Source organism: Brucella thiophenivorans (assembly GCF_002252445.1).
GTDB classification, from domain to species: domain Bacteria; phylum Pseudomonadota; class Alphaproteobacteria; order Rhizobiales; family Rhizobiaceae; genus Brucella; species Brucella thiophenivorans.
In genome coordinates this window covers 76004-101845 of sequence record NZ_NNRJ01000019.1, presented here as the reverse complement: position 1 = coordinate 101845, position 25842 = coordinate 76004, and the positions used below count along the sequence as shown (strand labels likewise).

Genomic DNA, 25842 nt, shown 5'->3' with positions numbered 1-25842 from the left:
GGCCTTTTTTATTGTAATTCAAAACAATCAAGGGTGTTCCAGCCCCTCAATCGCACTGTCACCCACGGCAAAATAGAGATTTTTTCCTGTAAGCTTTGCAAGCTGTTGCAAACGGCCTTCGGGACGATCCGAAATCAACTCTGCCAGATCACCCGGCACCACCAACGCAATACCGCTTTCTTCTTCTCGCCAGTAAAGACGCGGTATAACGCCAGGCATAGAGGCCGAGAGCAGATAGACAACACGTAACAGCGCACCCAACAATTTCGCTCGTTCACTCAAGCGTGGGGTAGAAAGTTTCAGGATTTCCGGCGCAATCTCGTCCTCAACCAGCCCCTCGTGGCGATAATAATTCGCCAGTGCCATGAAAGAACGACCCGGATGATCGATGCCACCAAACGAACCATGCGCAATGATATTGAGCGCCTGTGAGCCACGATAATCTGGATGTGCACGCCAGCTTATATCCGCGACAAGACACGCCGCTTGCCGGTAACGGCCTTCGTCTTCAGTTTCATCAAAACCAAGGACAGGCAGCGAGAGCGTCGTCCATGTTGCAAGTTCCCGCGCATGGCGTGGTGAACGCGAACGCAAGATTGCCAGTTCTTCTGCCGAAGATAAAAGCGGATCAAGTCGCTGTTCGTTCTTGGGCAAAAGCGAGTAAAGATAGCCTTCACGCACACCCAGCGCTGAGAAAACGATCTTGGACGGCTTCATGCGGCGAATAGTTTCAAGCAAAACCGTTGCGCCATAGGCAAGGAGCTGACGGCGATTTTTTGATACGGCCTCGATGCCGCGCATCGTGTCGATATTGCCTTTGGCAACACGCATGAGGAAGCTCTTTGCCTCAACCGGATCCATTTCATAGCCATGCATGACATGAAGTGGATAATGCTTGGCTGTCATATGGAGCTTGGCGAGATTTCGCCATGTGCCGCCCACAGCATAAAAAACCTGCCCCTGATGCTCTTCAAGAAGTGTTGCGCGTGCAAGCTCGGTTCGGGTGATTCTTGCTGCTTCCGGAAGCTGCTCGTTGGACATATCCTGCAAGCGCAGGCCGCCAAGCGGTAGTGTGATCCCCTCACCGACCTCATGATCATTGACGCCAACAAGCTCAAGGCTACCACCGCCAAGATCACCGGTTACGCCTTGCGGCTTATAGAAACCGGAAATGATGCCAAGTGCCGAATAATAGGCCTCCTCTTTGCCGGAAAGCACTTCGATATGCCTTCCAAGCAAAGCTTCGGCCTGCGCGATAAAGTCAGGGCCATTTTTAGCCTCGCGAGCAGCAGCCGTCGCTAATGCATGAATGGAAATCGCGCCGGCCTGCTCGGCCAGCACGCGAAATCGCTTCAATGCACGCAACGCAATCTCGACCGATTTCTCATTGAGCTTTCCGGTCTTGGCCAATCCTTTGCCAAGACCACAGAGAAGCTTCTCATTGAAAAGCACTGTCGGAGAACGGACAATACCCTCATAAACAACAACACGGATCGAGTTTGAACCGATGTCGATAACCGCGACGGGCTTAAGCCCCTTCAAACGGCCTTGTGCGACTGCTGGACTCATGAAGTCGTTTTTCTCTCTGCCTGTGCGCGTTTGCGATGCGCGATCAGGCGGGGGGCAGATGACTTCAGCGACTTTCCGCGGCCTGACAGGCTTGGGTTGGTCATGAAATATTCCTGCGCGTTGAAAGCTTCCTCTGTATCTTCTTTTTCTATCCGGCGCGAGGTACCATCCGCAAGTAGCTGATAGCTCTGCTGGTTATCAATTATGTTAGCAAACATGATTTGTGACAGGACTTGCTGATGCACGGTGGCATTGGTGATCGGCACCAAGGTCTCAACGCGACGATCGAGATTACGCGGCATCATATCGGCAGAGCCGATATACACGATGGCCTTTTCTGAGGGTAGATCATGCCCGTTCCCAAAGCAGAAAACGCGACTATGCTCGAGAAAACGTCCAACAATGGACTTGGCGCGAATGTTTTCCGACAGGCCCGGAACGCCCGGACGCAGACAGCAAATGCCACGCACGATCAGATCAACGTGAACGCCCGCCTGACTGGCTCTGTAAAGCGCGTCAATAATCTGTGGATCAACAAGCGAGTTCATCTTCATCCAGATGGCGGCGGGACGCTTGGCCTTCGCATTGATGATTTCGTCTTCAATGTGCTTCAAGATTCGCGTGCGCAAGGTCAGCGGAGAAATGGCGATTTTCATTTCCTCAGCGGGCTGCGCATAGCCGGTAATAAAATTGAAAATATGCGCAACATCGCGAGCTATATCGGCATCAGATGTAAAAAATGAAAGATCGGTGTAAATACGCGCGGTGATCGGATGATAATTACCCGTTCCAAGATGCACATAAGTGCGCAATTTTTGATCTTCACGACGCACCACCAGCGACATTTTCGCGTGGGTTTTCAGTTCGAGAAAGCCGAAGACAACCTGAACACCCGCGCGCTCAAGATCGCGTGCCCAGCGAATATTGGCTTCTTCGTCAAATCGGGCTTTCAGCTCGACCAAGGCCGTGACCGACTTTCCCGCTTCCGCAGCATCAACCAGCGCACGTACAATCGGGCTGTCGTTGGAGGTACGATAAAGCGTTTGTTTGATCGCCAGCACATCAGGGTCAGCCGCAGCCTGACGAAGGAACTGGACCACCACATCGAACGATTCATAAGGATGGTGGACGACAATGTCCTTTTCGCGAATTGCTGCGAAGCAATCGCCGCCGTGCTCGCGAATGCGTTCCGGAAAGCGTGGATTGTAAGACACGAATTTCAGATCATCGCGTGGGATAGAAACCACTTCTGAAATCATATTGAGCGCAAGAAGACCTTCATGCACGCTGATGCGATTTTCAGAAACGCCAAGTTCTGTAGCCACGAAAACACGCAGCGCTTCAGGAATTTCACCATCAAATTCAATACGAATAACCTGACCGCGACGGCGACGCTTCAAAGCTGTTTCGAAAAGACGAACCAGATCTTCCGCCTCTTCTTCAACTTCAATATCGCTGTCACGAATGATTCGGAATGTACCTGCACCGCGCACTTCATAGCCTGGGAACAGACGGCCAATAAACAGACTAACCGCGTCCTCAATCGTGATAAAGCGGAAGGCGTTCTGTTGCTCGGTCGGCAGTTGAATAAAACGCTTCAGCGCAACAGGAATACGCAACAAAGCTGTCATTGGGTGGCTATCCAAACGACGAGCCAGTTGCAGCGCCATCGTGAAACCGAGATTTGGAATAAACGGAAATGGGTGCGCGGGATCGATTGAAAGTGGCGTCAGCACAGGGAAAATCGTCTCAAGAAAATGATTCTCAAGCCAATCTTTTTCGGACTTCGACAAAGCCTGTGGGCGTACGATTTCGATATTTTCTTTTTCCAGCTCATCACGAAGCAAACGCAAGCATGCTTGTTGTCCAGCCTGCAAGCGTCCGACTTCTTCAAGAACGAAATCGAGCTGCTCCTGCGGCATACGGCCATCCGCACTGCGCACGGCAACGCCCGCACGCACTTGCGCTGCGAGACCCGCAATGCGCACCATGAAAAACTCATCAAGGTTGGCAGCTGAAATTGACAAAAAGCGCAAACGTTCCAGCAACGGCTGACGTATATTTGCTGCTTCTTCAAGAACACGGCGATTGAACTGGAGCCAGGAAAATTCGCGATTGACGAAGCGCTCAGGACTTTTCATCAGCTCAGCAGCCCTGTCATTGTTCAAAGCTTCGTGAGCATTTGGAACTGTTCCGACATTTTGTTGAGCTGAATGATCATTGTCTTTCGCTGTGGTCAAATCGGTGGCGAGTGATGCCATAACACTGTTTTCGTTCATTTTTCCTGTCCCGGCTTTCACCGGAAAAGCCCGGTGTCGCCATAATCCTATGGCTGTCATATGACAGTTTGATAGCAAACCGCTTAAATTGTCTTCAGAATTGATGAAAACACTTCCAGAAACAAGCCGTTCGCGGTAAACGCATTAAAAATAACTATTCAAATTGAATGCCGCGATCCACAAGCGCCGGAGCATAATATGTCCGATCACATCATCCCGCACTTCCAGAATGACGCTGGACACAATTCCATTGAAATCGGCGTGAAGGAATTCATGTGCGTCGGTGCCAATCCGCCTTTCGATCACCCGCATGTCTTCCTCGACATGGGGCACGAAAGCGAAGTCGTTTGCCCTTATTGCTCGACGCTTTATCGCTACAATGCGCAGCTCCATGCTGATGAGACCGTGCCAGCTGGCTGCGTTTATAATGCGTCCACCGACAAAGCTGCCTGAAGATAAGCAACTTGGGCAAAGGGTGCATATTGATTGCAGGCGCAGGCGTGGCAGGATTGACTGCGGCGCTTGAACTTGCAGCTAGAGGCTGGACTATCAAGCTTTTTGAAAAAGCCGCTGCACTCTCAGAAGTGGGTGCCGGTCTGCAACTGGCTCCCAATGCCATGCGGCATCTTGAACGCCTTGGCGTTGCGAAAAGGCTTGCCACACAAAGTGTAACGCCGGAAGCGCTTTATCTGGTTGATAGTCGCAGTGCTCGCCCCCTTCTCACGATGGAACTCGGCGACGCCGTGCTTAAACGCTGGCACCATCCCTATATTGTCTGCCATCGCGCTGATCTGCAATCAGCACTTCTTGCCGCGTGTCTGGAAAATCCGGCCATAGAGATCAATCTTGGCTCGGAGATTGTACAGCATGCGGTGACAGGCGATGGGATTAGGGCACAAGTACGCCGTGGAAAGCGGACCGAAACTATTTTGGCCGCCTATCTCTTAGGCTGCGATGGCGTCTGGTCGAGCGAGCGCGCCAAAACTTCGCACAGCAAAGCGCAGTTCAGCGGTCATATTGCATGGCGCAGCACGATTGCCGTTGATGATCTGCCCGCAAGTTTCGCCGATATATTGCCCAAGACAAAAGCCGTATCGGCTTGGCTTGGTAAGCAAGTGCACTTCGTCGCTTATCCGGTTAAAAACGGCGATTATTTCAATTTCGTTGCGATAACAGGCGGTGAAAATCCAGGCGAAGGTTGGTCGAAGCGCGGAGACCGCGAGCGACTTAATTCCATTTACAGGGATTGGAACCCGGCAATTCGCGATGTGATTGCGGCATCTCCCGAATGGACCTACTGGCCATTGTTTCAAATGCCAGATACGCAATTTGTCTGTGAAGGGAACGTGGTTTTGCTTGGCGACGCATCGCATGCGGTCACACCTTTTGGTGCACAAGGTGCTGCAATGGCGATTGAAGATGCTGCAGCACTTGGCGCAGCGCTGGATGCAACGGATCAGCAGGCGGGACTTGCGCATTTTGATTCCGTGCGCAAAGAGCGCCTTGCAGCCGTTGCCAAACGCGGACAACTCAACAAATTCGCCTATCACGCAACTGGCATTTTTGCACTTGGCCGCAACGTGATGTTTGCCATGCGCGGTCCAGATCGTTTTCTCAAAGATCTGGACTGGCTTTATGGCTATGACGCCGTTGAGGCAATCGATCTTAAGTAGCGTCACGTGCTGCTTCAAGCGTGGCTATATCAAGCTTGACCATGGTCATCATGGCATCTGCCACACGCTGCCTGACCTCTGGCGTACCATTTTGCAGAATATCGAGCATGAATTCAGGCACGATCTGCCATGCAAAGCCATATTTATCGGTCAGCCAGCTACACTCCATGGGTGAGCCGCCATCAACCAGCCGATTCCAGAATGCATCAAGCTCCGCCTGATCTTTGCATTTCAAAACAAGAGACGTTGCTGGCGTGGGGGTAAACTCCGGTCCGCCATTCAAGGCAAGCATGGATTGTCCATCAAGCGTGAAATTAACGGCTACGACATCGACTCCTTCCTGCTGATGGCTGTGATTAAAACGAACCAGACCGTCAATCGCAGCGGGTCGTCCTACATCGCGAAATATTGAAACATAATAATTTGCGGCTTCTTCAGCCTTTTTGTCGAACCAGAGGCAAACGGTTAGACCAGACATGGTTTTCTCCTCCCATGTGTATCGCCCCCCCCCTTTTTTTTGTCACTCTCCTTAAATTAGCTCATCGCTTTGGCGGCGGCTTCCATATCCATCCACATCAGTTCCCATATATGGCCGTCGAGATCTTCAAAGCTACGGCCATACATGAAGCCATAATCCTGCTTGGCAGACGGATCAGCGCGACCACCGGCTTTCGCAGCCTTCTCGACGATTTCGTCCACTTCCGCCTTGCTATCAGCCGATATACAAATCAGTACTTCGCTCGTCTCATTGGCATCGGCGATTTTCTTCGGCGTGAACTGGCTAAATTTTTCATGGCTGAGGACCATGGCGTGGATCGTATCGGAAAACACCATGCAGGACGCGGTTTCATCCGAAAACATCGGGTTCTTGGTTGCGCCGACCTTTTCATAAAACTCAGTCGAGCGCGCAACATCTTTGACAGGCAGGTTTACGAAAATCAATTTTGGCATGACAGTTCCTCCCTACTGTGTTGGATAACATTACCTATAACCAGCATCTCTCCCAAAGGATGCATGAAACAAAATCTTACCGATAGAAATTTATCTCTGATTGAAAAGCAGTGCGGACGACCCTTTGATAAAGCCAAGTTTCTCATAAAAAGGTACTAACTTGTCTGGGCAGTAGAGTTCAAAGCTCTTCACATCTGCAAATTTTTCATGGGTCAATATACGCTCAACTAAAATGCGACCAAGCCCCTCGCCGCGCCGGTTCTCTGCCACGATCACGTCAAAGATAAGCGCCTTGAACGTGAAGTCGCTCAACACACGCGCAAAACCAATAATCGAGCCAGATTTATCGTGACAAAAAAGCGTTAGATCGCAATGCACGAGCATATTCGACACGTCTTCAATTGATCTAGCGTTGGTCCACCATTCCTTGCTGTATAAGGCGTAAAACTCGAGATGCTGCTCTGGTGACAGATGTTCAGTCCAATAATATTCTATCATAATCATCTCATTTATTGATTTAGGCTTCGTAATTACAGGGGTACCCGTGAATGACAGTCCAGTTTGAACAGACCTGCCCTATCTTCCGAATTTTCGACATTGAGAAAGCCAAGGATTTTTATATCGGCTTTCTGGGTTTTACCATCGACTGGGAACATCGGTTTGCGGAAGACATGCCGCTTTATATGCAGGTCTCACGCAACGGACTTGTGCTGCATTTGAGTGAGCATCACGGCGATGGCAGCCCTGGTGCCAATATTTTTGTGCGCATGCAGGGCATTGATGAATTTCACAAAGAAATTAATGCGCGCGGCTATCGTTTCATGCGTCCGGGTATTAAAAATGCACCATGGGGTCGCGTGCTTTCCGTCATTGATCCATTCGGCAATCGCCTTCAGTTCTGTGAAGGTCCGCACGCCGGATAAAACAAAACACCCGCCGGGTGAGCGGCGGGTGTTTTTATTTCATCACAGTGTTAGATCAGTGCAGAATCTGGCTGAGGAACAGTCTTGTGCGCTCATGCTGCGGATTGTCGAAGAATTCGGCTGGCGAATTCTGCTCAACAATCTGACCCTGATCCATAAAGATCACGCGGTTTGCAACCTGACGCGCAAAGCCCATTTCGTGTGTGACGCAGATCATGGTCATGCCTTCATCGGCAAGGCTTACCATTGTATCAAGCACTTCCTTGACCATTTCCGGATCAAGCGCAGAAGTCGGCTCATCGAACAGCATGACTTTCGGGTTCATACAGAGCGCACGGGCAATCGCCACACGCTGCTGCTGACCACCTGAAAGCTGACCCGGATATTTGTTCGCCTGTTCAGGAATTTTGACGCGCTCCAGATATTTCATGGCCACTTCTTCGGCCTGCTTCTTTGGCATCTTGCGCACCCAGATTGGCGCGAGCGTGCAATTCTCCAGAATGGTCAAATGCGGAAACAGGTTGAAGTGCTGAAACACCATGCCGACTTCGCGGCGCACTTCATCAATCTTCTTGAGATCGTTGGTGAGTTCAATGCCATCAACAATGATCTGGCCCTTCTGGTGTTCTTCCAGACGGTTGACACAGCGGATCATCGTCGATTTTCCTGAACCCGAAGGACCAGCAACCACGATACGTTCGCCACGCATAACTTTCAGATTGATGTCACGCAGAACGTGAAATTCACCATACCACTTGTGCATGTTCTTGATCTCAATCGCCACATCGGTCTTCGAGACTTCAAGTTTCTTGCGGTCGATTTCGACACCGAGTTCTGATTGCGGGAGGGCGCTTTGTGCACTCATTTTCGTTATTCCCTTTATTCTTATCGCTTATGACCCGTGTCGAGCCTTCGTTCCATGAATATAGAGTATCGCGACATGGCGAAACAGAAAATCCAGAAAACGAAGCCCGCAAAGATCAAACCTGTTGCAGGTGTCTGTGGAGAAGCCCAGTTCGCATCGGAGAAGTTCTGACGGACAATGCCGAGTAGATCAAACATGCCGATGATGTAGACAAGGCTGGTGTCTTTGAACAAGCCGATGAACGTGTTCACGATGCCCGGAATCACAAGTTTTAAAGCCTGCGGTAAGATGATGAGCCCGGTCTTGTGCCAATAACTCAGACCCAGCGCATCTGCACCTTCATATTGACCACGCGGAATCGCCTGAAGGCCACCGCGCACCACTTCCGCCATATAGGCTGAAGCAAACAGCGCCACACCGATCAATGCACGCATCAGCTTATCGAAGGTCACGCCCGGCGGCAGGAACAATGGCAGCATCACGCTTGCCATAAACAGGACCGTCACCAGTGGAACGCCGCGCACCATTTCAATGAACATGATGGACAACGTTTTGATCACCGGCAACTTAGAGCGCCGTCCCAGTGCCAGCACAATGCCCAGTGGTAAGGACACAGCAATACCAACAAAGGACAGGACCAGCGTCACGAGCAAACCGCCCCAAAGTGCAGTTTCGACATAACGCAGTCCGAACGAGCCGCCAACCAACAGGAAGAAAGCCACAACCGGAAACACAAAGAAGAACAAAATCGCGTTGATGACCTTATGCGGAACTTTCGGGATGAGCAGAGGCACGAGCAGAGCGACGAACAAAACCGCCGTCAGATCAACACGCCAGCGTTCATCTAACGGATAGCGGCCATAGATGAATTGCTGGTATTTCGCGTTCACAAAGGCCCAACAGGCACCCGACCAGCCTTCCGGCTGCACACCGCCCTGCGCGACAGTCAGACATGCGGTACGATCAGTACCGGTCCAAGCAGCGTTGATAAACAGCCACTCGATTATGGGCGGCAGAAACCATGCCACAACCGCTAGGCCGAAGATCGTCAGTGCAGCATCAACGGGTGTTGCAAAAAGATTGACCCGCAACCAGTGCGATAATCCCTGAACAGAACGTGGCGGCTTTTCGCCGTCGACCATCTGCGAGCGAACATATTGGAGATCAGCGTTTTCCATTGTCATCTCTCCACCAGCGCCATCTTGGCATTGAACCAGTTCATGAGGCCCGATGTAACCAGACTGATGCTCAGATAGATCACCATCCAGATCGCAACCACTTCGACAGCCTGACCGGTCTGGTTGAGGATCGTACCACCAACGGCCACAAGATCAGGATAGCCAATTGCAATTGCCAGCGAAGAGTTCTTGATCAGATTAAGATACTGGCTCGACAGCGGCGGTATGATAATGCGCAGTGCCTGGGGCACGATAATCAAACGCATCGTCTGCCCCGGACGTAAGCCAACTGCGTAGGATGCTTCCGTCTGGCCCTTATTGACACCCAGAACGCCTGCGCGAACCGTTTCTGCGATGAAAGATGCAGTATAAAACGATAAGGCCAGAAGCAGCGCCAGAAACTCTGGCTTTACCTGCGATCCACCTGTCAGATTGAAGGTTCCAAGCGTTGGATAATCAAAAGAAACCGGAAAGCCGGTGGCGATGAGTGCCAGTAGCGGCAGGCCTATGATGAGCGCTGCAGAAACCCTGACCGTATGAAACGGTTTGCCAGTTGCCATCTGACGGCGCTTTGCCCAGCGCGCCACGGTGAATGAGGTAACGAGCCCTACGAGAAGTGCGACTGGCAGCAGCCACGCTCCCTCACCCCAGACGGGTGATGGCATGAAGAAGCCGCGATTGTTGAGGTAAGTTCCCAACGGCAGTGAAAGGCTTTCACGCGCCTGCGGCAGAACCGAGAGCACGCCAAAATACCAGAAAAAGATAACCAGCAGCGGTGGAATGTTGCGGAACACTTCCACATAAACCATGCAGATTTTGCGGATCAGCCAGTTGCGCGACAGCCGCCCTATACCGACGGCAAAGCCGATAATTGATGCAAGAACGACGCCAAGTGCGGCAACATAAAGCGTGTTCAACAGGCCAACGAGAAGTGCGCGGCCATAGGTCGAGTCGCTTGAATAGGGTATCAACGTTTGGCTGATGTCAAAGCCAGCACGCCCGTTCAGAAAGCCAAAGCCAGAGGCGATATTTGCCCGTTGAAGATTGGTGATCGTGTTACCCACGATCCAATAAATCAAGCCTACGACAGCTGCGAACACCACTACCTGATAGAATATACCGCGAACACGCGGGTCGTACAGGAGAGACGTTCCGCCACTGTCGCGGCGTTGTTCGGTTGCAGAATAGGAAGCCATATGTTTCCTGTCTTCTTTCGACCATTGCAGCAGCTTTAAAGATAATTACTTCTTCCGATCCCCCACGGAAAAGTCAGTTCAAAGCGGGTGCGTTTAAATGTCGAGCCGTGAGCCTTGCATATCGCTATGCGGGGCGCGGATGAAATTGCTAAAGTTTGCCGGTTCTGCACAGCGATGCTGCCAAGCCGATATTGGTATGCAACGATGATATACAGAGCCGATAAATCTGGCGGGCGCCACATTGCCCCCACCAGAAATTATCGAACAAAAACGCGCAGGTTTTTTGTTTTACGCATTATCCTTCGCAAAACCGCTACGCACTTTTCCTGGAAATGCTTTAGCGGATCGGCATACCGTATTGCAGGCCACCCTTGTTCCACTCGGCATTCAGGCCGCGTGCAATTTTCAGTGGGCTGCCAGCACCAAGATTGCGCTCAAACACTTCACCGTAATTGCCAACACCCTTGATGATGTTCACAACCCAGTCATTGTTGAGACCGAGATCGGTACCGATCTTGGTGTCAGCTTCAGAGCCGAGCAAACGCTTGATTTCAGGATTGTCGGAGTTTTTCATTTCTTCGACATTGGCCTGCGTGATGCCAAATTCTTCAGCATTCAGAAGTGCATAGTGGGTCCAGCGGATAACGTCCGCCCACTTGGAATCACCCTGACGAACAGCTGGTCCCAGCGGTTCCTTGGAAATGATTTCTGGCAGAACGACATGATCGTCTGGATTTGCCAGTGTCAAGCGGGTCGAATAAAGACCGGACTGATCGGTCGTGTAAGCATCGCAGCGACCAGAATCATAGGCTGCATTGGCTTCTTCGAGCTTTTCGAAAACGACCGGATTATATTCCATCTTATTGGCGCGGAAATAATCGGCCATGTTCAGTTCAGTCGTTGTGCCCGACTGGACGCAAATCGAAGCACCAGAAAGCTGCAATGCGGAATTAATGCCCGACAGCTTCTTGGAATTGATCATGAAGCCCTGACCGTCGTAATAATTGACGCCCGGGAAATCGAGACCAAGCGACGTATCGCGGCTGATTGTCCATGTCGTATTGCGGATCAGAGCATCGACTTCGCCCGACTGCAGCGCAGTAAAGCGTTCTTTTGCATTCAGTGGTGTGAACTTTACCTTCGTCGGGTCGCCGAATATAGCGGCTGCAACTGCACGGCAGTAATCCACGTCGAAGCCCGACCATTCGCCCTTGTCATCCGGCGATGCAAAGCCGAGCAGACCTGTGTTGACTCCACACTGCAGAAAGCCCTTGTTTTTTACATCCGCAAGCGTATCGGCCGATGCAGCTGATGCCACACCAAACAACGCCGCCGCACCCAATACCCCTGTCAAAACAGTCTTTTTCATCTGGCCTGCAACCTTTTATGTTCCCTGAGATCGCGGGCGAAATCGCTCCACGTCTCTGTTGCTTATTTTATCGCAAATGCAGGAGAGCCCATTCAGAGACCTCCCCAACCCCTTGCATTACGCAGGCACCCCTTGCCCGGAGCCGTTATCGACCCTCATTTGTTTTATGGGCATAGTGAAGCCTGTCGCCTTCACCGCCCTATCGAAGGCGATATTTTGGTTTTGGTCAAGCTATTTAGGTAACTGAAACGAACCATTCTCCAAAAAAATCATTGCAATACACGCAGTTTTTTACATGATTTTCCCATTTTCCAGTATTTACCACCAACTTATCGGGAGAACTTTACTGGAAAAAAATTATAAAATAAAAACAGATATTTAGATCCATTGCAGAGGGAAATTAAACGTGAAAAATCTTCCCTTTTCGTCAAAATCAGACCTTTGGCATCATCGTGTCATTATCAATTGAAAAAATAATATTTCGCGTCGCCATGAAGCGCGCAACCCACCATGTCGCAATAAAGCCAATTGCAAACCCGGCAACGACATCTGTCGGGTAATGAGCACCCGCCGCCAGCCTGCTGATGACGAATAATATACAGATGGGTGCCGTCAAAATGCGCCAGCGCGGCAGAAAAATCCACAAAGATACAAACATTATGCCGGCCATCATGGAGTGACCTGATGGAAAGCTTTCATAGGAATGTTGGCCACGAAACGGCGCAAAATAGGCGGAACCCAGCTCATCGAGCAAAAGTGGCCTCGCACGGCCAATGACAAGTTTGCCAATCTCGGTCGGAAAACTGCCCACCACAATAGATGTCAAAATGAGCGTCGCCCAGCCATGGAAGCGAACAAGCATTTGCTGCGACGCAAGACGAATTTCTGATGAAAGCAGCATGGCCGTTGCCAGCCAGACAAGAATACCGATGCCGAGCCACACCAATGTGCGAATCAGATCTGTGATAGTACGCAACACTTCCATGACGATAAAATCGCTGCTCATGGCATCGCGAATGATCTGCGCATCCCAAAGATGCAGCACCAGCAGAACGAAGGGCAAGAGTACCACAATTGCCGTCATTTCCATGATCCAGCTTGAAGGTGCACCTGCATAAGCTGGCCTTACAAGCGCTCTTAAGAGTTCCAACGCAGCACGAAATGGATAGAGGACCGTGCTTGTGGCTTTGCGCTCGTTCATGTCGGGATTACTCTTTCTTTAGAGCGCATCTTATCCGAAAACCGGTTCCCACTTTTTGGGATGCGCTATGCTTTAGATTATCACTGTTACAAAGCTCAATGTTGCATCCTAGAAACACGCGCCTTATCCAGTAGTTCGAGCGCATCCACGAAAAGCGGACACAAACACCTTTCTTTGCGAAAGTCGCAAACAAGAATCGATGCATCAGCATGCAACATGGCCTGGAGGCAATTTCGTGACTAACAAACAGAACAAGACAGAAAAGCTGGGCATAAACACACGCTTGACCCGTGACGGCTACGATCCGCGTGACTATCACGGCTTCGTCAACCCACCGGTTGTACGCGCTTCCACTGTGCTTTTTCCTGATGCTGAGACCATGGCCACCGGCAATCAGAAATACACCTATGGGACGCGCGGAACACCAACGAGCGAAGCCTTATGCAAGGCAATAGACGCGCTTGAGGGTTCCGCCGGTACGGTCTGCGTTCCCTCTGGTCTGGCGGCGGTTACGGTTCCCCTGCTCGGCTTTTTGTCACCTGGTGATCACGCGCTATTTGTCGATTCGATTTATAATCCAACCCGCCATTTTGCCGATACGATCCTCAAGCGCATGGGCGTAGAGGTTGAGTATTATGATCCTGAAATTGGCAGTGGCATTGCAAAACTGATGCGCCCCAACACCAAGGTGGTGTTTACGGAATCACCCGCATCCAACACCTTTGAAGTTCAGGATATTCCAGCAATCGTAGATGCGGCGCATAAGGGCGGCGCGATCGTCATGATGGATAATACCTGGGCGACACCGCTTTATTTCAAAGCACTCGATTTCGGCGTGGACATTAGCATTCACGCCTCCACCAAATATCCATCCGGCCATGCAGATATATTGTTCGGCACAATTTCAGCCAATGAAAAATGCTGGCCGCAACTGCTCGAAACGCACGGCACACTCGGATTGTGCGCTGCACCCGACGACGCTTATCAGATCCTGCGCGGCTTGCGCACAATGGGCGTTCGTCTGGAACATCATCGCAAAAGTGCGCTTGAAATTGCGCACTGGCTGGAAAGCCATCCAGCCGTTGACCGTGTCTTGCACCCCGCACTTGAAAGCCACCCCGGTCATGAATTGTGGAAGCGCGACTTCAAGGGATCATCCGGTGTATTTGCCTTTGTACTTAAAAGCGGCACGCGCAAACAAGCCCATGCATTTTTGAATGAACTTGAGATTTTTGGGCTCGGTTACTCGTGGGGCGGCTACGAAAGCCTTGCAAACGAGGTCGGTCTAAAAGACCGCACAGTCGCCAAGGGAGATTATCCAGGCCCAGTCATCCGCTTACAGATTGGTCTTGAAGATGTGCCTGACCTGATCGCCGATCTTGAAAAGGGTTTTGCAGCGATCTAAACCTATCCCTTCAGAATAGTGTCGGCTGTGTTCAATTCACAGCCGACCAACTTATATATACAATGCAATGTTCTATTTATTTCGCTCCACTGAATATATATTAGAAAATACTTTATATAAATCAATTTTAAGCGGCAAATTAAGTCAGGAAATTCATTTCCATCTGACGGATAAACATTTATACTTTCCCTTATCGAAATTAAAAACGGCTCGGGACAGTGCTTTTTTATAAGTTCATCAGAAGTCAGGCATCTCTTTTTTTGCAGGCAATTCTTGCCCTTTTTTTGTTGGCGCTGATCATCGCTCCTGTCAACGCACAGGACGCGCCTTTGCGTCAGGTCAAAGTGGGCGTCTATATCAGTGATCCCTTTGTCATCAAAGACGGGGATACATTTAATGGCATGGCGGTCGACCTCTGGCGCGATATTGGAGCGCGGCTTGGGCTGGTGTCCCAGTTTGTCGAGTATCCCAATTATACTGAGCTGGTTAAAGCAGTATCCGAGAACCAGGTCGATGTGGCCGTATCCAACATTACAATTACCGAAAAGCGTGCTGAAATTGTCGATTTCACGCATCCCTGGTTCGACGCTGGCCTTAGAATCATGGTGCACAGAGAGGCCGGCAACAGCTGGGAGGACCTGATCGGCGATCTCGAAAATGCTGGCCATCTGGCGACTTACGCATGGATCGGCATTGTCATTCTGATCGCCACGATCTTGCTGACGTTCTTCGACCGTCGGTTTGATCCAAATTTTCCTCGGCGATGGCTCGAAGGAATCGCGGAAAGTTTCTATCATGTGGTTTCTCTTGCGACGTCTGGTAAAAGCTCGCGCAAAAACCTGTTTGGATGGTTAGGTCGGATATGGCAGGCCTTCTGGCTTGTCTTTGGCATAGCCGTGGTAGCCTATGTAACATCGTCTGTCACAAGCGTTATGACGGTTGCGCATATTTCCAACAATATCAACAATCTGGCCGACCTTCAAAACAAGACTGTTGGCGTTCGTACGGGAAGTATCGCGCAACAGCTCCTGCAAGCCCGCTCCATTTCGACCGTCAACTTCGATCATCTTCCGGAAGCTGTGAAAGCACTCACCGATGATGAAATTTCAGCGATTGTCGGGGATAGTCCGGTGCTGGAATATTACACGCATAAATATGCGAGTGAGCCGGTTGAAATCGTTGGCAATATATTCAGCCCCGACAAATACGGCTTTGCTTTTCCGCGCCACAGCGACCTTGTAAAACCAGCCTCGATAGCGATCATCAGCCTACAAGAAAGTGAAGAGCTGGCTAATTTGAAAACAAAGTATTTTGGGCCACCAGAATAACACAAGTTAGAATACTTGATCCGCATCTTTCGCCTATCACGGCCTTCACTTATCGGATCCTTCGCTTGTCAAACCCAGTGCGGTGATTGCCAAAAATTGATTCCGATTTTTGCACCAATGCTGTAGAAGCCCGCTTTGATAAGGTATGCTGGATTCAGGTGTAAGACGCACCAAAGGAAAACATCATGATGAGCTGGGTATTTGTGTTGCAGGGTGTCATTGCCATTGGACTGGCAGGCTTAGCCGTTGCCGTCATTCTGCGTCAGCGCAAATGAAATCTATTTAAGAAGAGATCATTCGGGAACTTCCTAGTCATATTCATCGTTTATTAACCAATGAAGTTGTTCAGGGAGAAACCAAATGAAACTCTCTTTCAAAGCAGCATTAATTGCCTTGGGTGTTTTTTCCGCGGGTGCAGCTCAAGCAGCAAATGCAATTGTCACGACTAATCTCAATGTTCGAACAGGTCCTGGTACGGGTTATGCATCTTTGGGTAGCATTCCGAATCGGGCGCCTGTGAGCGTTCAGGGTTGCACATCGGGCTATGGCTGGTGCCAAATTAGCTATGGTAGGCTTTCTGGATGGGCCTCCTCTCGCTACTTGGCGATGCGAGAAGGGTCGAGCGGTGGCTACTCGGATGACTTTGGTCGCAACGCAGCCCTTATCGGCATCCCCCTGATCGCTGGCGTGGCGATCGGCGCTGCAATAAATGATCGGAATGACCGCTGGGACCGCCGTTATTATCGTGACCGTAATTGGGATCGTGGTCGCTGGAATCGTGGCCGAAACTGGGATCGACCGCGTGGTGGTTGGGACCGCTCGTATAGAGGCGGCCCTCGCCTAAGGCACGGATGGGGTAGCAGCAGAGGTGACGGCCCACGCGGTCAATAGATTTAATCTTAAACAAAGCGAAACGCCGCAATGTACGCGGCGTTTTTTTATTGTAGGAACAAGCAGTCTGCGGCGCAAAACGCTCGGGCCACAAACAAGAGTAGACACACCTACCGTTCACAAACCGACAGTTTTCATAATCAATGAAACTGCGGCAACTTATAATCGGGATTATATTATGTCTGATGAAATCGTACGTGACAGCAACGGCACCCAACTCAACGACGGTGATTCTGTGACCTTGATCAAAGACCTTAAGGTCAAAGGCACATCCACCACGCTCAAGCGTGGAACGCTGGTAAAGAATATTCGCCTCACCGGCAATCCGGACGAGGTCGATTGCAGCACTAAGCAAGTTAAAGGGCTTGTTCTGCGCACTGAATTTTTGCGAAAGGCTTAAACTTGCCTACTCAGATATGAGCCGAGAAACTGTAGCGCGCTGAAAAAATTGCGCGCTACATAGATTAAAACGCATCCCCAAAACTGTGAAACGTTTTTGGAAAAGATGCGCGTTAAAACAAATAATTAGAGCGCTGATCTGATCCAATCAGATGAAAATGCACACTAAGCAGAAATCCAAGCCGCTCATGGAAACACTCTCCAGCTTTAATTTGAGTTATATTTCGCCTGAAACAACGATAAATTTTTCTACTGATAATTTTATTAAATCAACCGCCGCACAGTTCTTATTTCGTGGAAACAGCACATGTCTTCGCGAAAAGATAATGGCGCGGAAAACTATCTTATGCGCTCGCGATTCATCAAGAGAAACAGTGTAATGCGCTTTCTGCCTCATCACTTTATTGATGATTTACTGGTGGCTAAAACTGACTGTATTCAGGCTTGTTTTCGACACAACATTTAATCTGAAATAAGGAAAATCAGCCAAGAACAGACCTTCTTAAGGTGCGGCGTTTAGAAGCATACAAAAATAGAGTTTTGATAATTAGTAATATTTAATATCAAATATAGAGTTCGTAGGGGTTATTTTCTTTCGTTCGCCCGTCTTCAGGCAACCAGTGCTTATTTGATAAAGCACCGTGAATTCTGGCAAGTTAAATGGGGGCTGATCGTGGTAAACGATTTGGTGGTGGATCTTTCGCGGATTCAGTTTGCGGCAACAGCCTTATATCATTTTCTTTTTGTTCCATTGACGTTGGGCTTGACCATTTTGGTCGCCATAATGGAAACGGTTTACGTTACAACAGGGCGCGAAGTTTATCGCCGCATGACCCAGTTTTGGGGAAAGCTGCTGCTGATTAACTTTGCGCTGGGTGTCGCAACCGGTCTCACAATGGAATTCCAGTTCGGTATGAACTGGTCGTTTTATTCCAGCTTTGTCGGCGATGCTTTTGGTACGGCACTGGCGATTGAGGGCTTAATGGCCTTCTTCATGGAATCAACATTCCTTGGATTGATGGTGTTTGGTTGGGATCGCCTCACCAAGATGCAGCATCTGGTTGTCACCTATCTGGTAGCGCTCGGTTCAAACCTGTCGGCCCTGTGGATTCTTGTTGCCAACAGCTTTATGCAGAGCCCTAAAGGTGCTGATTTCAATCCGGTTACCATGCGTATGGAGCTCAGTAGCTTCTTCGACATGTTCTTCAACCCAGATGCACAGGCGAAATTCGTGCATACTGTGCTCGCAGGCTATGTCACGGCAGCGATTTTTGTCTGCGGCGTCAGCGCTTTTTATATGCTGCGCAATCGCCACATGGATGTCGCCAAGCGTTCGTTCCGCATTGCGGCACTCTTCGGTGTACTCGGAACCGGTGGGGTTCTGACCCTTGGTGACGCGCTTGGCTTTGTTGGCGCGCATGCGCAGCCGACCAAGCTTGTGGCCATGGAAGCGCTTTGGGAAACCGAAGAAGCGCCCATGTCCTTCAATGCGATCGCCTTTCCATCGCAGAGCGAGCAGAAAAATCTCTTCGCTGTCAAAATACCAGCCATGCTGTCTATTCTCGTGACGCACTCCCTTGAGGGAACGGTGCCTGCCGCGGATGTATTGGAGGAGCGCGCGAAAACGCGTATCCGTAACGGTATTCCGGCGATAGAAGCCATGCAGGTTCTCAGTTCAAATCCGACCGATCCCGCAGCGCTGGCTAAGTTCGATCTGCACAAGGATGATCTTGGCTATGGCTTTCTCGTCCAGCGTTATGCACCTGATGGCGACATCACGCGCATAACGGATGCAGATATCGATAAGGCCGCAAAAGATACCATTCCTGAAGTCTGGATCATCTTCTGGTCGTTCCGCGTCATGGTGGGGCTGGGTTTGCTGATGCTGGGCTACTTTGTCCTATCCTTCATTCTCACGCTGACCAATACGGTTCAAAATAATCGTTGGTTCCTGCGGGCCTCCGTATGGATGATCCCTGTTCCATTCATAGCCTGTGAAATGGGCTGGCTCGTGGCCGAGGTCGGGCGACAGCCGTGGACGGTCTATGAAGTCTTGCCGACATGGCTTTCGGCATCGACGCATACGGTTGCCTATATGATCGTGTCTTTGTCGGGCTTTATTCTGCTCTACACAATCTTCGCTATCGTTGAGCTGTTTTTGATGCTGCATTTCATCCGCAAAGGACCAGATGCATTGGAAGAAACAAGTCCTGCAACTGCACCAGCTCCGGCTGCGGCTTATTAATCGGGAGATCTGTGATGGATATTTATCTCGTACTACAGATTGTCTGGTGGTTGCTTCTCGGTATTCTCCTGATGGGTATTGCCATCATGGTCGGCATGGATATGGGCGTTGGCACATTGCTACGCTATGTCGGGCGCACCGATACTGAACGGCGTGTTGCACTCAACATTATCGGCCCACACTGGGATGGCAATCAAGTCTGGTTCATTCTCGGCGGCGGTGCAATCTTTGCTGCATGGCCTTTGGTCTATGCGACAGCGTTCTCCGGCTTTTACATCGTGATGCTGGTTTTGCTGTTCAGCATGATCGTCAGGCCGCTGGGTTTTGAATATCGCAGTAAGATGCCATCCCCACGTTGGAGAAATGCGTGGGACTGGACGCTGTTCGTTTCCGGTTTTGTGCCGATGCTGGTGTTTGGTGCGGCCTTTGGCAACATCATTCAGGGAGTGCCGTTCAACTTCGATTGGCGGATGACATCTTATTATACCGGCAGCTTCATTGAGCTGTTCAACCCGTTTGCAATCTTATGTGGTCTGCTCTCTGTTTCGCTGTCGATCTATATGGGCGGCGCAATGCTGATGAGCGGAGGCCTCGGAAATCTCGCGGATCGTGCCCGTAAGTCTTCGCTTTTCGGCGGTATACTGGCACTGGTTCTGTTCACGATTGGGGGCTTCTGGGTTTCGGGCATGGACGGTTATCAGATCGTGCAGGGGCCAAATCCGGGTGTACCGCAAACACCTCTGCATCAGGTGGTCGAACGCACACCGGGCGCACTTCTCTCGAACTTCCACGAATATTCGGTACTTTGGATAATTCCGGCGCTGACCTATATCGGCGTTGCCTTGGGGCTTGTGGCACTGCTTGCACGCAAGGCATTGCTTGGCTGGTGGCTCGGTGCCATCGCATGGATTGGCGTTATCGGCACCGCAGGTGCTGCAATGTTCCCGTTCATGATGCCATCGAGCACCAATCCATCGCATAGCCTCACAGTTTGGAACTCCGGCTCCAGCGAGCTGACGCTGATGTGGATGCTGGGCTTTACGGTTGTCTTCATGCCTCTGATCGTCGTTTACACGAGCTGGGCTTTCTGGGTGATGCGCGGCAAGGTTGATCCCGACCATGTAGAGACGTCGCACCACGCATTTTAAGGAGAGCAAGATGAGCGTATTCTGGCGTTTTGTGGTGGCAATGATCATCGCTGTGATTGCGATCCTTATTGGCATCATCCTTGGTGATTACGGCCCTTGGTATCTCTCTTGGTTGCTTGGCACCGGCTTTATGATCCTTGTTGCTGCACTGGGCGGCGTCTTGTTTGAAGAGCAGGAAGAAGCTGCGAGCAAAAAGGGCGATGGGATCGACATACAGAAGTCTAAGACACCGCAAAGACATCTCGAATATTGAGATCACAGCGTTGGTGTTGAAAATCCCATACAGAGCATTTCTCCGTATGGTTTATGTGGGGGGATTGATGTGATCTTTTTCCATCAATACAGAAAGTGATTTCGCCTCCGGTAACTATTTTTTTACGAAGCATTCTTTCAGGCAACGGTTCACCGTTCTGAATTTTGCTTTGGGGGGAAAAGCCAATGGCTTCAGGTATTTCACGTCGGAACTTTATCAAGCTCGGCACCTTTGCCGGTATTACGGTGATGCTTGGACGTGTTCCTGCCGCAGACGCTCTGGAAGTACATTCAGGCCCCACATCAACCGACTGGATCGGCAAGGATGGCAAGGCGCGTTCGCGCTGGGATGGCGTTCGTAAAGTAACAGGGCAAAAGAACTTTGCGCGGGATTATCGTGCGCGCGATATCCCCGGTTGGCCGAAGCAACAAAGCCACGCTTTCATGCTCAAGGCGACGAAAGCTGACCGGACATTTGAAGGCATTGACCTTTCTATACTCGGCGCAGATTTGCAGCCTGATAGAGTTTTGCTTCAGGAAGATCTTGTTCGTGACGGTCTGAATATTCCGCAAGACACCAATATGGGCAAGGGCTTCTACGGCTACAATATTCTTGTGCCTAAAGGTGAAACACCACCTATTCTGGGTCACCCTGTTGCTATCCTGATTTACAAAGATTTTGATCGGTTTGATGCTGCAAAACGTCAATTGCGTTTTGAAGATAATGTGGTTGTCTATGGTGAAGAAACCGGTCCCAAGCCACCGGCGAATTACGGCGCTGCGCGCTATGTGCGTATCGGCGGCGATACACCATATGATCCATCAGTATTCTCGCCTTATCAGGATGCTGGCATTAAAGGCGGGTTTGACGGCAATACACCTGTCTGGCCGCCCTATGCGCCGGATAAAGCAATCGCCATTCCGCCGATCATCCGAAAAGATCGCGGTGGCGGCTTTATCGAGGCTTTGCATCGAGCGGATGAAAAGCCTGATACACAAGGCATCGCCATGGATTATGCAAAGAGCATCACCGATGAGGTAGAAGCCGCACGTAACAATCCTGATAAAATCGTGCTGGAGCGCCACGGCTTTTCGCAGTCCATCGATCCTTGCGCGATGGAGCCAGACAACTGCAATGCCTGGTATGATGCCGCGACAAAAACCATGCATGTGATGACGGCCACGCAGTCACCGACAGGCATCGTTAATGCTGTCGCAATGCTTGCCAAAAACAACAAACTCTTTCCAGTTGAGAAGATCGTTTTGCTGACGGGCTCGACAGTTGGTTATGGGTCGAAGGATTATTCGGTCTTTCCATTCTATGCGATGGCGGCGTGTTTTTATGGGGAAGGTCATGCAATCCGCATGGCGAATGATCGCTATGAACAGTTTCAGATGGGTATGAAACGCCACTCAGTTGAGATGGATGTTTCGATCACTGCCGACCGCAAGACGGGAAAGTTTGAAATTCTCAAAGGCTTTTATAATTGCAACGGCGGCGGGCGTGAAAACCTGTCGGTTGCGGTTTCCCATGTGGCGGCGCGCGGCGCACAATCGATCTATTACTTTCCAAAGTCGGATCTGACGGCTCTTGCCATGGCAACGCCTGCTGTTGAGGCCGGTTCAATGCGTGGCTTCGGCTCATTGCAGTCCATGGCTATCACCGAACTAATGGTTGATGAGCTTGCTAGTGAGTTGAAGATCGACCCGATCGAATTGCGTCGTCGCAATGCCATTCTGGAAGGTTATCCGAATACGCAAGGTGGCATAATTGCTGGCGATCCGCGCAATGTCGAAATGCTCAATCTCGCCGAAAAACACCCGATCTGGCAAAACCGGGAAAAAGCCAAAGCTGAATTTGAGGCAGCCAATCCCGGCAAGCTTTACGGTGTTGGTTTCTCGCAGGTTCAGCAAGTTTATGGATCAAGCGGCGTGCCAACTGCCTTGGTTCTGGAGTTTGACGCGAGTGGAAAACTGACCATGCGCCATTGCGTGCAGGAAATCGGCACTGGTGGCACGACAGCACAGCAGGTTATGGTCTGGCAGGCACTGGGTAAAGCGCCGGATGTGGTGGATTTCGGGGTTACCGAATTCGAGCAGTTGCCGCTTCACACCAGCTATGCCGATCAGAAAAAGCAAGATGAGCTTGCGAAAAACGATCCTTACTGGACACCCGCGCTGATACCGGACATGAGTTCGTCAAGTGGTGTCTATTATATCGGCTTTGGTACACGACAAGCCGGCCGTTTTCTGCTCGAAAACAGTCTTTGGCCAGCCGCCAAAGCGCTGTGGAGCGAAGGTGTTGGCGGCGGCGCCATCGCAAGCCTGAACGTTGAATTATCAGATATCCGGGTCGGTCCTGATGGTATTGGCGGCGGCGGTATGACGCCGATCCCGTTTGAGCGTCTTGCCAAAAAAGCCCATGAAATGGGGTTAATTACCGGTGTTGCAGTCCATGCCTACAGCAGCTGGCAATGGTCACGTGCGGAGTTTGATATTCCGACAGTTGGCGAGAGAAACCTGCCGCTTGATGCGATTGCGGTAAAATATGGCGACGGTGCTTCTGATGAGTTGAAAAGCCGTATGACCACGGCGGGTTATGACTTCATCAAACGCAAAATTGCTTATTACCCGCCGACAAAACGCGGCGGTGCCGATCCGACAACCGTTACGCCAGCCGCATGTCTGGTGGAAGTGAACGTGAACACTTTCACGGGTCAGGTTAAGGTCATGCGTCATCACATGATGATGGCACCCGGCACGATGATTGTACCTGAACTTGTTTCCGGCCAGATACAGGGCGGCACTGCGATGGGTATCGGCCACGCGCTGATGGAAGAAATGCCGCTTTATGAAGACGGCCCCGGCAACGGCACATGGAACTTCAACCGCTATACCCTACCGCGAGCCAAAGATGTGGCTGTTTGGAACCAGACCTCTGATTATCTGCCGCCACTTTCAGAAACATCACCACCCAAAGGCATGGCGGAATTGGGCATGATCCCGATCCTGCCAGCAACCAGCAATGCCATTACGCATGCCACCGGAAAACGTTTCTATGAATTTCCGATTACTCCGGAAAAAGTAAAAAGGGCCTTGTCATGAGCATCGAAAAACGCCCGCTGTCCCTGACCATTAATGGCAAGCCAATCGGTCCGGTTCAGGTTCCGGTCGGTATGCCAATGATCGATTTTCTGCATGAATATCTGGATCTGACCGGCACGCATTTTGGTTGCGGTCAGGGCATCTGTCATGCCTGCACCGTTATGGAAGTGCAGAAGGATGGCACGCGAACTGAAAGCCGCACCTGCATTTATGATGCGCATTTCTTCAATGGAAAATCGATCATTACAATCGAAGGTCAGGCTGAAACTGATGCGGATGGCAAAGTAACAAAACTAACGCCGATCCAGCAGGCTTTCATCGATAATTTCTCGTTCCAGTGTGGCTATTGCACGCCCGGATTTGTGGCAGGGGCAACAGTTTTTATCGATCAACTCAAGCGTCAGCCTGTCAAACGCGCTGATCTTGAAGGCGCGATTGAAGAAGCACTTGATGTCCATATCTGCCGCTGCACAGGCTATGTGCGTTATTACGAAGCCATTCGCGATGTGGCGCTTGCCACGCCCGGTTGCGTGATCGGATAGGAGAAAAACGATGAAAAGCCATAGATTGCGCAATTCGATCTTAGCCATCATCGTGTTGGGTGCACTGATTGCGCTCCCCATACTGTTTGGCCTTTTTCGCTCATCCAGTGTGGCCCCACAGGCCGAGCAGGCCATGACACCCGAACAGATGCAAAGCCTGATCCCGCGCGGGCGTGAACTGGCACTGGCGGGCGATTGCTTCGGTTGTCATTCACTGCCGCAAGGCCCAATGGCTGCGGGCGGCGTACCAATCCAGCTTCCTGTTGGCACGATTTATTCGACCAACATTACGCCCGATAAAGAGCATGGCATCGGTAACTATACCCGTGCTGATTTCCATCGTGCTTTGAAAGACGGTATTGCTGCTGGTAAGGGTAATCTCTACCCGGCCATGCCTTATGTTTACACCCATATCACCACGCCCGACGATCTCGACGCGCTTTACGCTTATATGATGAGCATTCCGCCGATCCCGGTTGCCAATAAAGCGAATACCGGTGTGTTCGTACTGCCGGTGCGCCCATTCCTGAATTTCTGGAACTTGCTGAACTTCCCGAACAGGGAGGTTCCTCAGAATGAGTTGCGCTCGGCTGAATGGACCCGTGGTGCCTATCTCGTTGAAGGTCTTGCGCATTGTGGTGCTTGCCACACGCCCCGCAATCTTATGATGGGCGTTGATTTCTTGCGTCCGCTGCAAGGTGGCGAAGTGGATGGAATGGCCGTTCCCAATATCACAGCCACAGCATTATCCAAGCATGGCTTTGATGTTGAGACATTAAGCCAGTACCTCTCCACCGGCATCGCGCCTCAGGGCACATCTTTTGCCGGTATGAATACGGTGACCCATTTCTCAACCAGTGTCATGGACGCGGACGATATAAAGGCCGTTGCCACCTATCTGTTGACCGATGACGAAGGAAATATCGCAGCCGCAGCACCTCCGCCTGCACCTTTGGCGGAAGCGCATAATCCTGAACCGGGAAGCCCGATGGAAACCGGAAGGCTGGCCTATATTTCGGCCTGTGCTGGCTGTCATGGCGTCAATGGTGCAGGCATTCCGAATGTCGCTCCCGCTATGAAGGGCAATGCCACCCTCGCAATGGATAATCCGCAGACGCTGATTAAGGTGGTTCTCAACGGTATCCCGACGCAGACATTCACCAATGGTCAGCGCATGTACGCAATGCCGCCATTTGCCCATATGATTGATGATCCCGAAATTGCAGCCCTGATCACTTGGATCAGAGCTGAATGGGGTGGCCAGTCTGTAGCGGTGACTACCGAGCAGGTTGCAGCTGAAGAGAGCGCTGTCGATTAAAACTC

Annotated in this window: 23 protein-coding genes; 13 read left to right on the top strand and 10 right to left on the bottom strand. The window is 50.9% G+C overall.

Features of this window, described 5'->3' with window-relative positions:
- Positions 1–27: 27 nt before the first annotated feature.
- Together ppx and CEV31_RS09945 are read right to left on the bottom strand one after the other, a co-directional pair.
- On the bottom strand, positions 28–1569 hold the full coding sequence (gene ppx, locus CEV31_RS09950; RefSeq protein WP_094506912.1) for an exopolyphosphatase: 1542 nt from the start codon (positions 1567–1569) through the stop codon (positions 28–30).
- Positions 1566–3848 (bottom strand): RNA degradosome polyphosphate kinase, encoded by a 2283-nt coding sequence (locus CEV31_RS09945; protein WP_374846881.1) that lies wholly within the window; start codon positions 3846–3848, stop codon positions 1566–1568. Before CEV31_RS09945 ends, ppx begins: the two co-directional genes overlap by 4 nt.
- 198 nt (positions 3849–4046) lie before the next feature.
- On the opposite strand from CEV31_RS09945, the gene CEV31_RS09940 reads away from it, so the two are divergent.
- Both CEV31_RS09940 and CEV31_RS09935 read left to right on the top strand, forming a co-directional pair.
- Positions 4047–4301 (top strand): zinc-finger domain-containing protein, encoded by a 255-nt coding sequence (locus CEV31_RS09940; protein WP_094506910.1) that lies wholly within the window; start codon positions 4047–4049, stop codon positions 4299–4301.
- Between the two features lie 11 nt (positions 4302–4312).
- Positions 4313–5521, top strand: coding sequence for an FAD-binding protein (locus tag CEV31_RS09935; RefSeq protein WP_210190912.1), 1209 nt, complete (start codon positions 4313–4315; stop codon positions 5519–5521).
- Here CEV31_RS09935 and CEV31_RS09930 read toward each other — a convergent pair.
- The 3 genes from CEV31_RS09930 to CEV31_RS09920 all read right to left on the bottom strand — a co-directional run bounded on the left by CEV31_RS09930 (position 5514) and on the right by CEV31_RS09920 (position 6970).
- Positions 5514–5999, bottom strand: a complete 486-nt coding sequence (locus CEV31_RS09930; RefSeq protein ID WP_094506908.1) for a VOC family protein — start codon at positions 5997–5999, stop codon at positions 5514–5516. The genes CEV31_RS09935 and CEV31_RS09930 overlap by 8 nt on opposite strands.
- A 56-nt stretch (positions 6000–6055) precedes the next feature.
- A complete protein-coding gene (locus CEV31_RS09925; RefSeq protein ID WP_094506907.1) occupies positions 6056–6472 on the bottom strand; it encodes a VOC family protein in 417 nt (138 codons plus the stop codon).
- Between the two features lie 90 nt (positions 6473–6562).
- Complete coding sequence (locus CEV31_RS09920) at positions 6563–6970, bottom strand: GNAT family N-acetyltransferase (protein ID WP_094507304.1); 408 nt, start codon at positions 6968–6970, stop codon at positions 6563–6565.
- 50 nt (positions 6971–7020) lie between these two features.
- On the opposite strand from CEV31_RS09920, the gene CEV31_RS09915 reads away from it, so the two are divergent.
- Complete coding sequence (locus CEV31_RS09915) at positions 7021–7395, top strand: glyoxalase superfamily protein (protein ID WP_094506906.1); 375 nt, start codon at positions 7021–7023, stop codon at positions 7393–7395.
- Between the two features lie 55 nt (positions 7396–7450).
- Here the strand turns inward: CEV31_RS09915 and CEV31_RS09910 are convergent, their stop codons facing one another.
- From CEV31_RS09910 to lpxE, 5 genes are all read right to left on the bottom strand, one after another.
- Entirely contained in the window at positions 7451–8260 is an 810-nt protein-coding gene (locus CEV31_RS09910; protein WP_094506905.1) for an amino acid ABC transporter ATP-binding protein, read from the bottom strand.
- 20 nt (positions 8261–8280) lie between these two features.
- Complete coding sequence (locus CEV31_RS09905; RefSeq protein ID WP_094506904.1) at positions 8281–9438, bottom strand: amino acid ABC transporter permease; 1158 nt, start codon at positions 9436–9438, stop codon at positions 8281–8283.
- Positions 9439–9440: 2 nt separating this feature from the next.
- On the bottom strand, positions 9441–10634 hold the full coding sequence (locus CEV31_RS09900; RefSeq protein ID WP_094506903.1) for an amino acid ABC transporter permease: 1194 nt from the start codon (positions 10632–10634) through the stop codon (positions 9441–9443).
- A gap of 337 nt (positions 10635–10971) precedes the next feature.
- Positions 10972–12003: an amino acid ABC transporter substrate-binding protein gene (locus tag CEV31_RS09895; protein WP_094506902.1), complete on the bottom strand. Its 1032-nt coding sequence runs from the start codon at positions 12001–12003 to the stop codon at positions 10972–10974.
- 433 nt (positions 12004–12436) lie between these two features.
- Positions 12437–13204 (bottom strand): lipid A 1-phosphatase LpxE, encoded by a 768-nt coding sequence (gene lpxE / locus CEV31_RS09890; protein WP_094506901.1) that lies wholly within the window; start codon positions 13202–13204, stop codon positions 12437–12439.
- A 199-nt stretch (positions 13205–13403) separates the two neighbouring features.
- On the opposite strand from lpxE, the gene CEV31_RS09885 reads away from it, so the two are divergent.
- From CEV31_RS09885 to CEV31_RS09840, 10 genes are all read left to right on the top strand, one after another.
- Positions 13404–14609 (top strand): cystathionine beta-lyase, encoded by a 1206-nt coding sequence (locus CEV31_RS09885; protein ID WP_374846986.1) that lies wholly within the window; start codon positions 13404–13406, stop codon positions 14607–14609.
- A gap of 260 nt (positions 14610–14869) precedes the next feature.
- Positions 14870–15937 (top strand): transporter substrate-binding domain-containing protein, encoded by a 1068-nt coding sequence (locus tag CEV31_RS09880; RefSeq protein ID WP_235818069.1) that lies wholly within the window; start codon positions 14870–14872, stop codon positions 15935–15937.
- 360 nt (positions 15938–16297) lie between these two features.
- On the top strand, positions 16298–16828 hold the full coding sequence (locus tag CEV31_RS09875; RefSeq protein WP_094506900.1) for an SH3 domain-containing protein: 531 nt from the start codon (positions 16298–16300) through the stop codon (positions 16826–16828).
- A gap of 178 nt (positions 16829–17006) precedes the next feature.
- The gene (locus CEV31_RS09870) at positions 17007–17228 is read left to right on the top strand and encodes an alkylphosphonate utilization protein (RefSeq protein ID WP_094506899.1); all 222 of its coding nucleotides are present in this window, start codon (positions 17007–17009) and stop codon (positions 17226–17228) included.
- A gap of 672 nt (positions 17229–17900) precedes the next feature.
- Positions 17901–19472 (top strand): cytochrome ubiquinol oxidase subunit I, encoded by a 1572-nt coding sequence (locus CEV31_RS09865; RefSeq protein WP_094506898.1) that lies wholly within the window; start codon positions 17901–17903, stop codon positions 19470–19472.
- Positions 19473–19486: 14 nt separating this feature from the next.
- Complete coding sequence (gene cydB / locus CEV31_RS09860; protein ID WP_094506897.1) at positions 19487–20620, top strand: cytochrome d ubiquinol oxidase subunit II; 1134 nt, start codon at positions 19487–19489, stop codon at positions 20618–20620.
- A gap of 10 nt (positions 20621–20630) precedes the next feature.
- Complete coding sequence (locus CEV31_RS09855; RefSeq protein WP_094506896.1) at positions 20631–20873, top strand: hypothetical protein; 243 nt, start codon at positions 20631–20633, stop codon at positions 20871–20873.
- Positions 20874–21058: 185 nt separating this feature from the next.
- The gene (locus CEV31_RS09850) at positions 21059–23977 is read left to right on the top strand and encodes a xanthine dehydrogenase family protein molybdopterin-binding subunit (RefSeq protein WP_094506895.1); all 2919 of its coding nucleotides are present in this window, start codon (positions 21059–21061) and stop codon (positions 23975–23977) included.
- On the top strand, positions 23974–24519 hold the full coding sequence (locus CEV31_RS09845) for a (2Fe-2S)-binding protein (RefSeq protein ID WP_094506894.1): 546 nt from the start codon (positions 23974–23976) through the stop codon (positions 24517–24519). Before CEV31_RS09850 ends, CEV31_RS09845 begins: the two co-directional genes overlap by 4 nt.
- A gap of 10 nt (positions 24520–24529) precedes the next feature.
- Positions 24530–25837, top strand: coding sequence for a c-type cytochrome (locus tag CEV31_RS09840; protein ID WP_094506893.1), 1308 nt, complete (start codon positions 24530–24532; stop codon positions 25835–25837).
- The last annotated feature ends 5 nt before the right edge of the window (positions 25838–25842 follow it).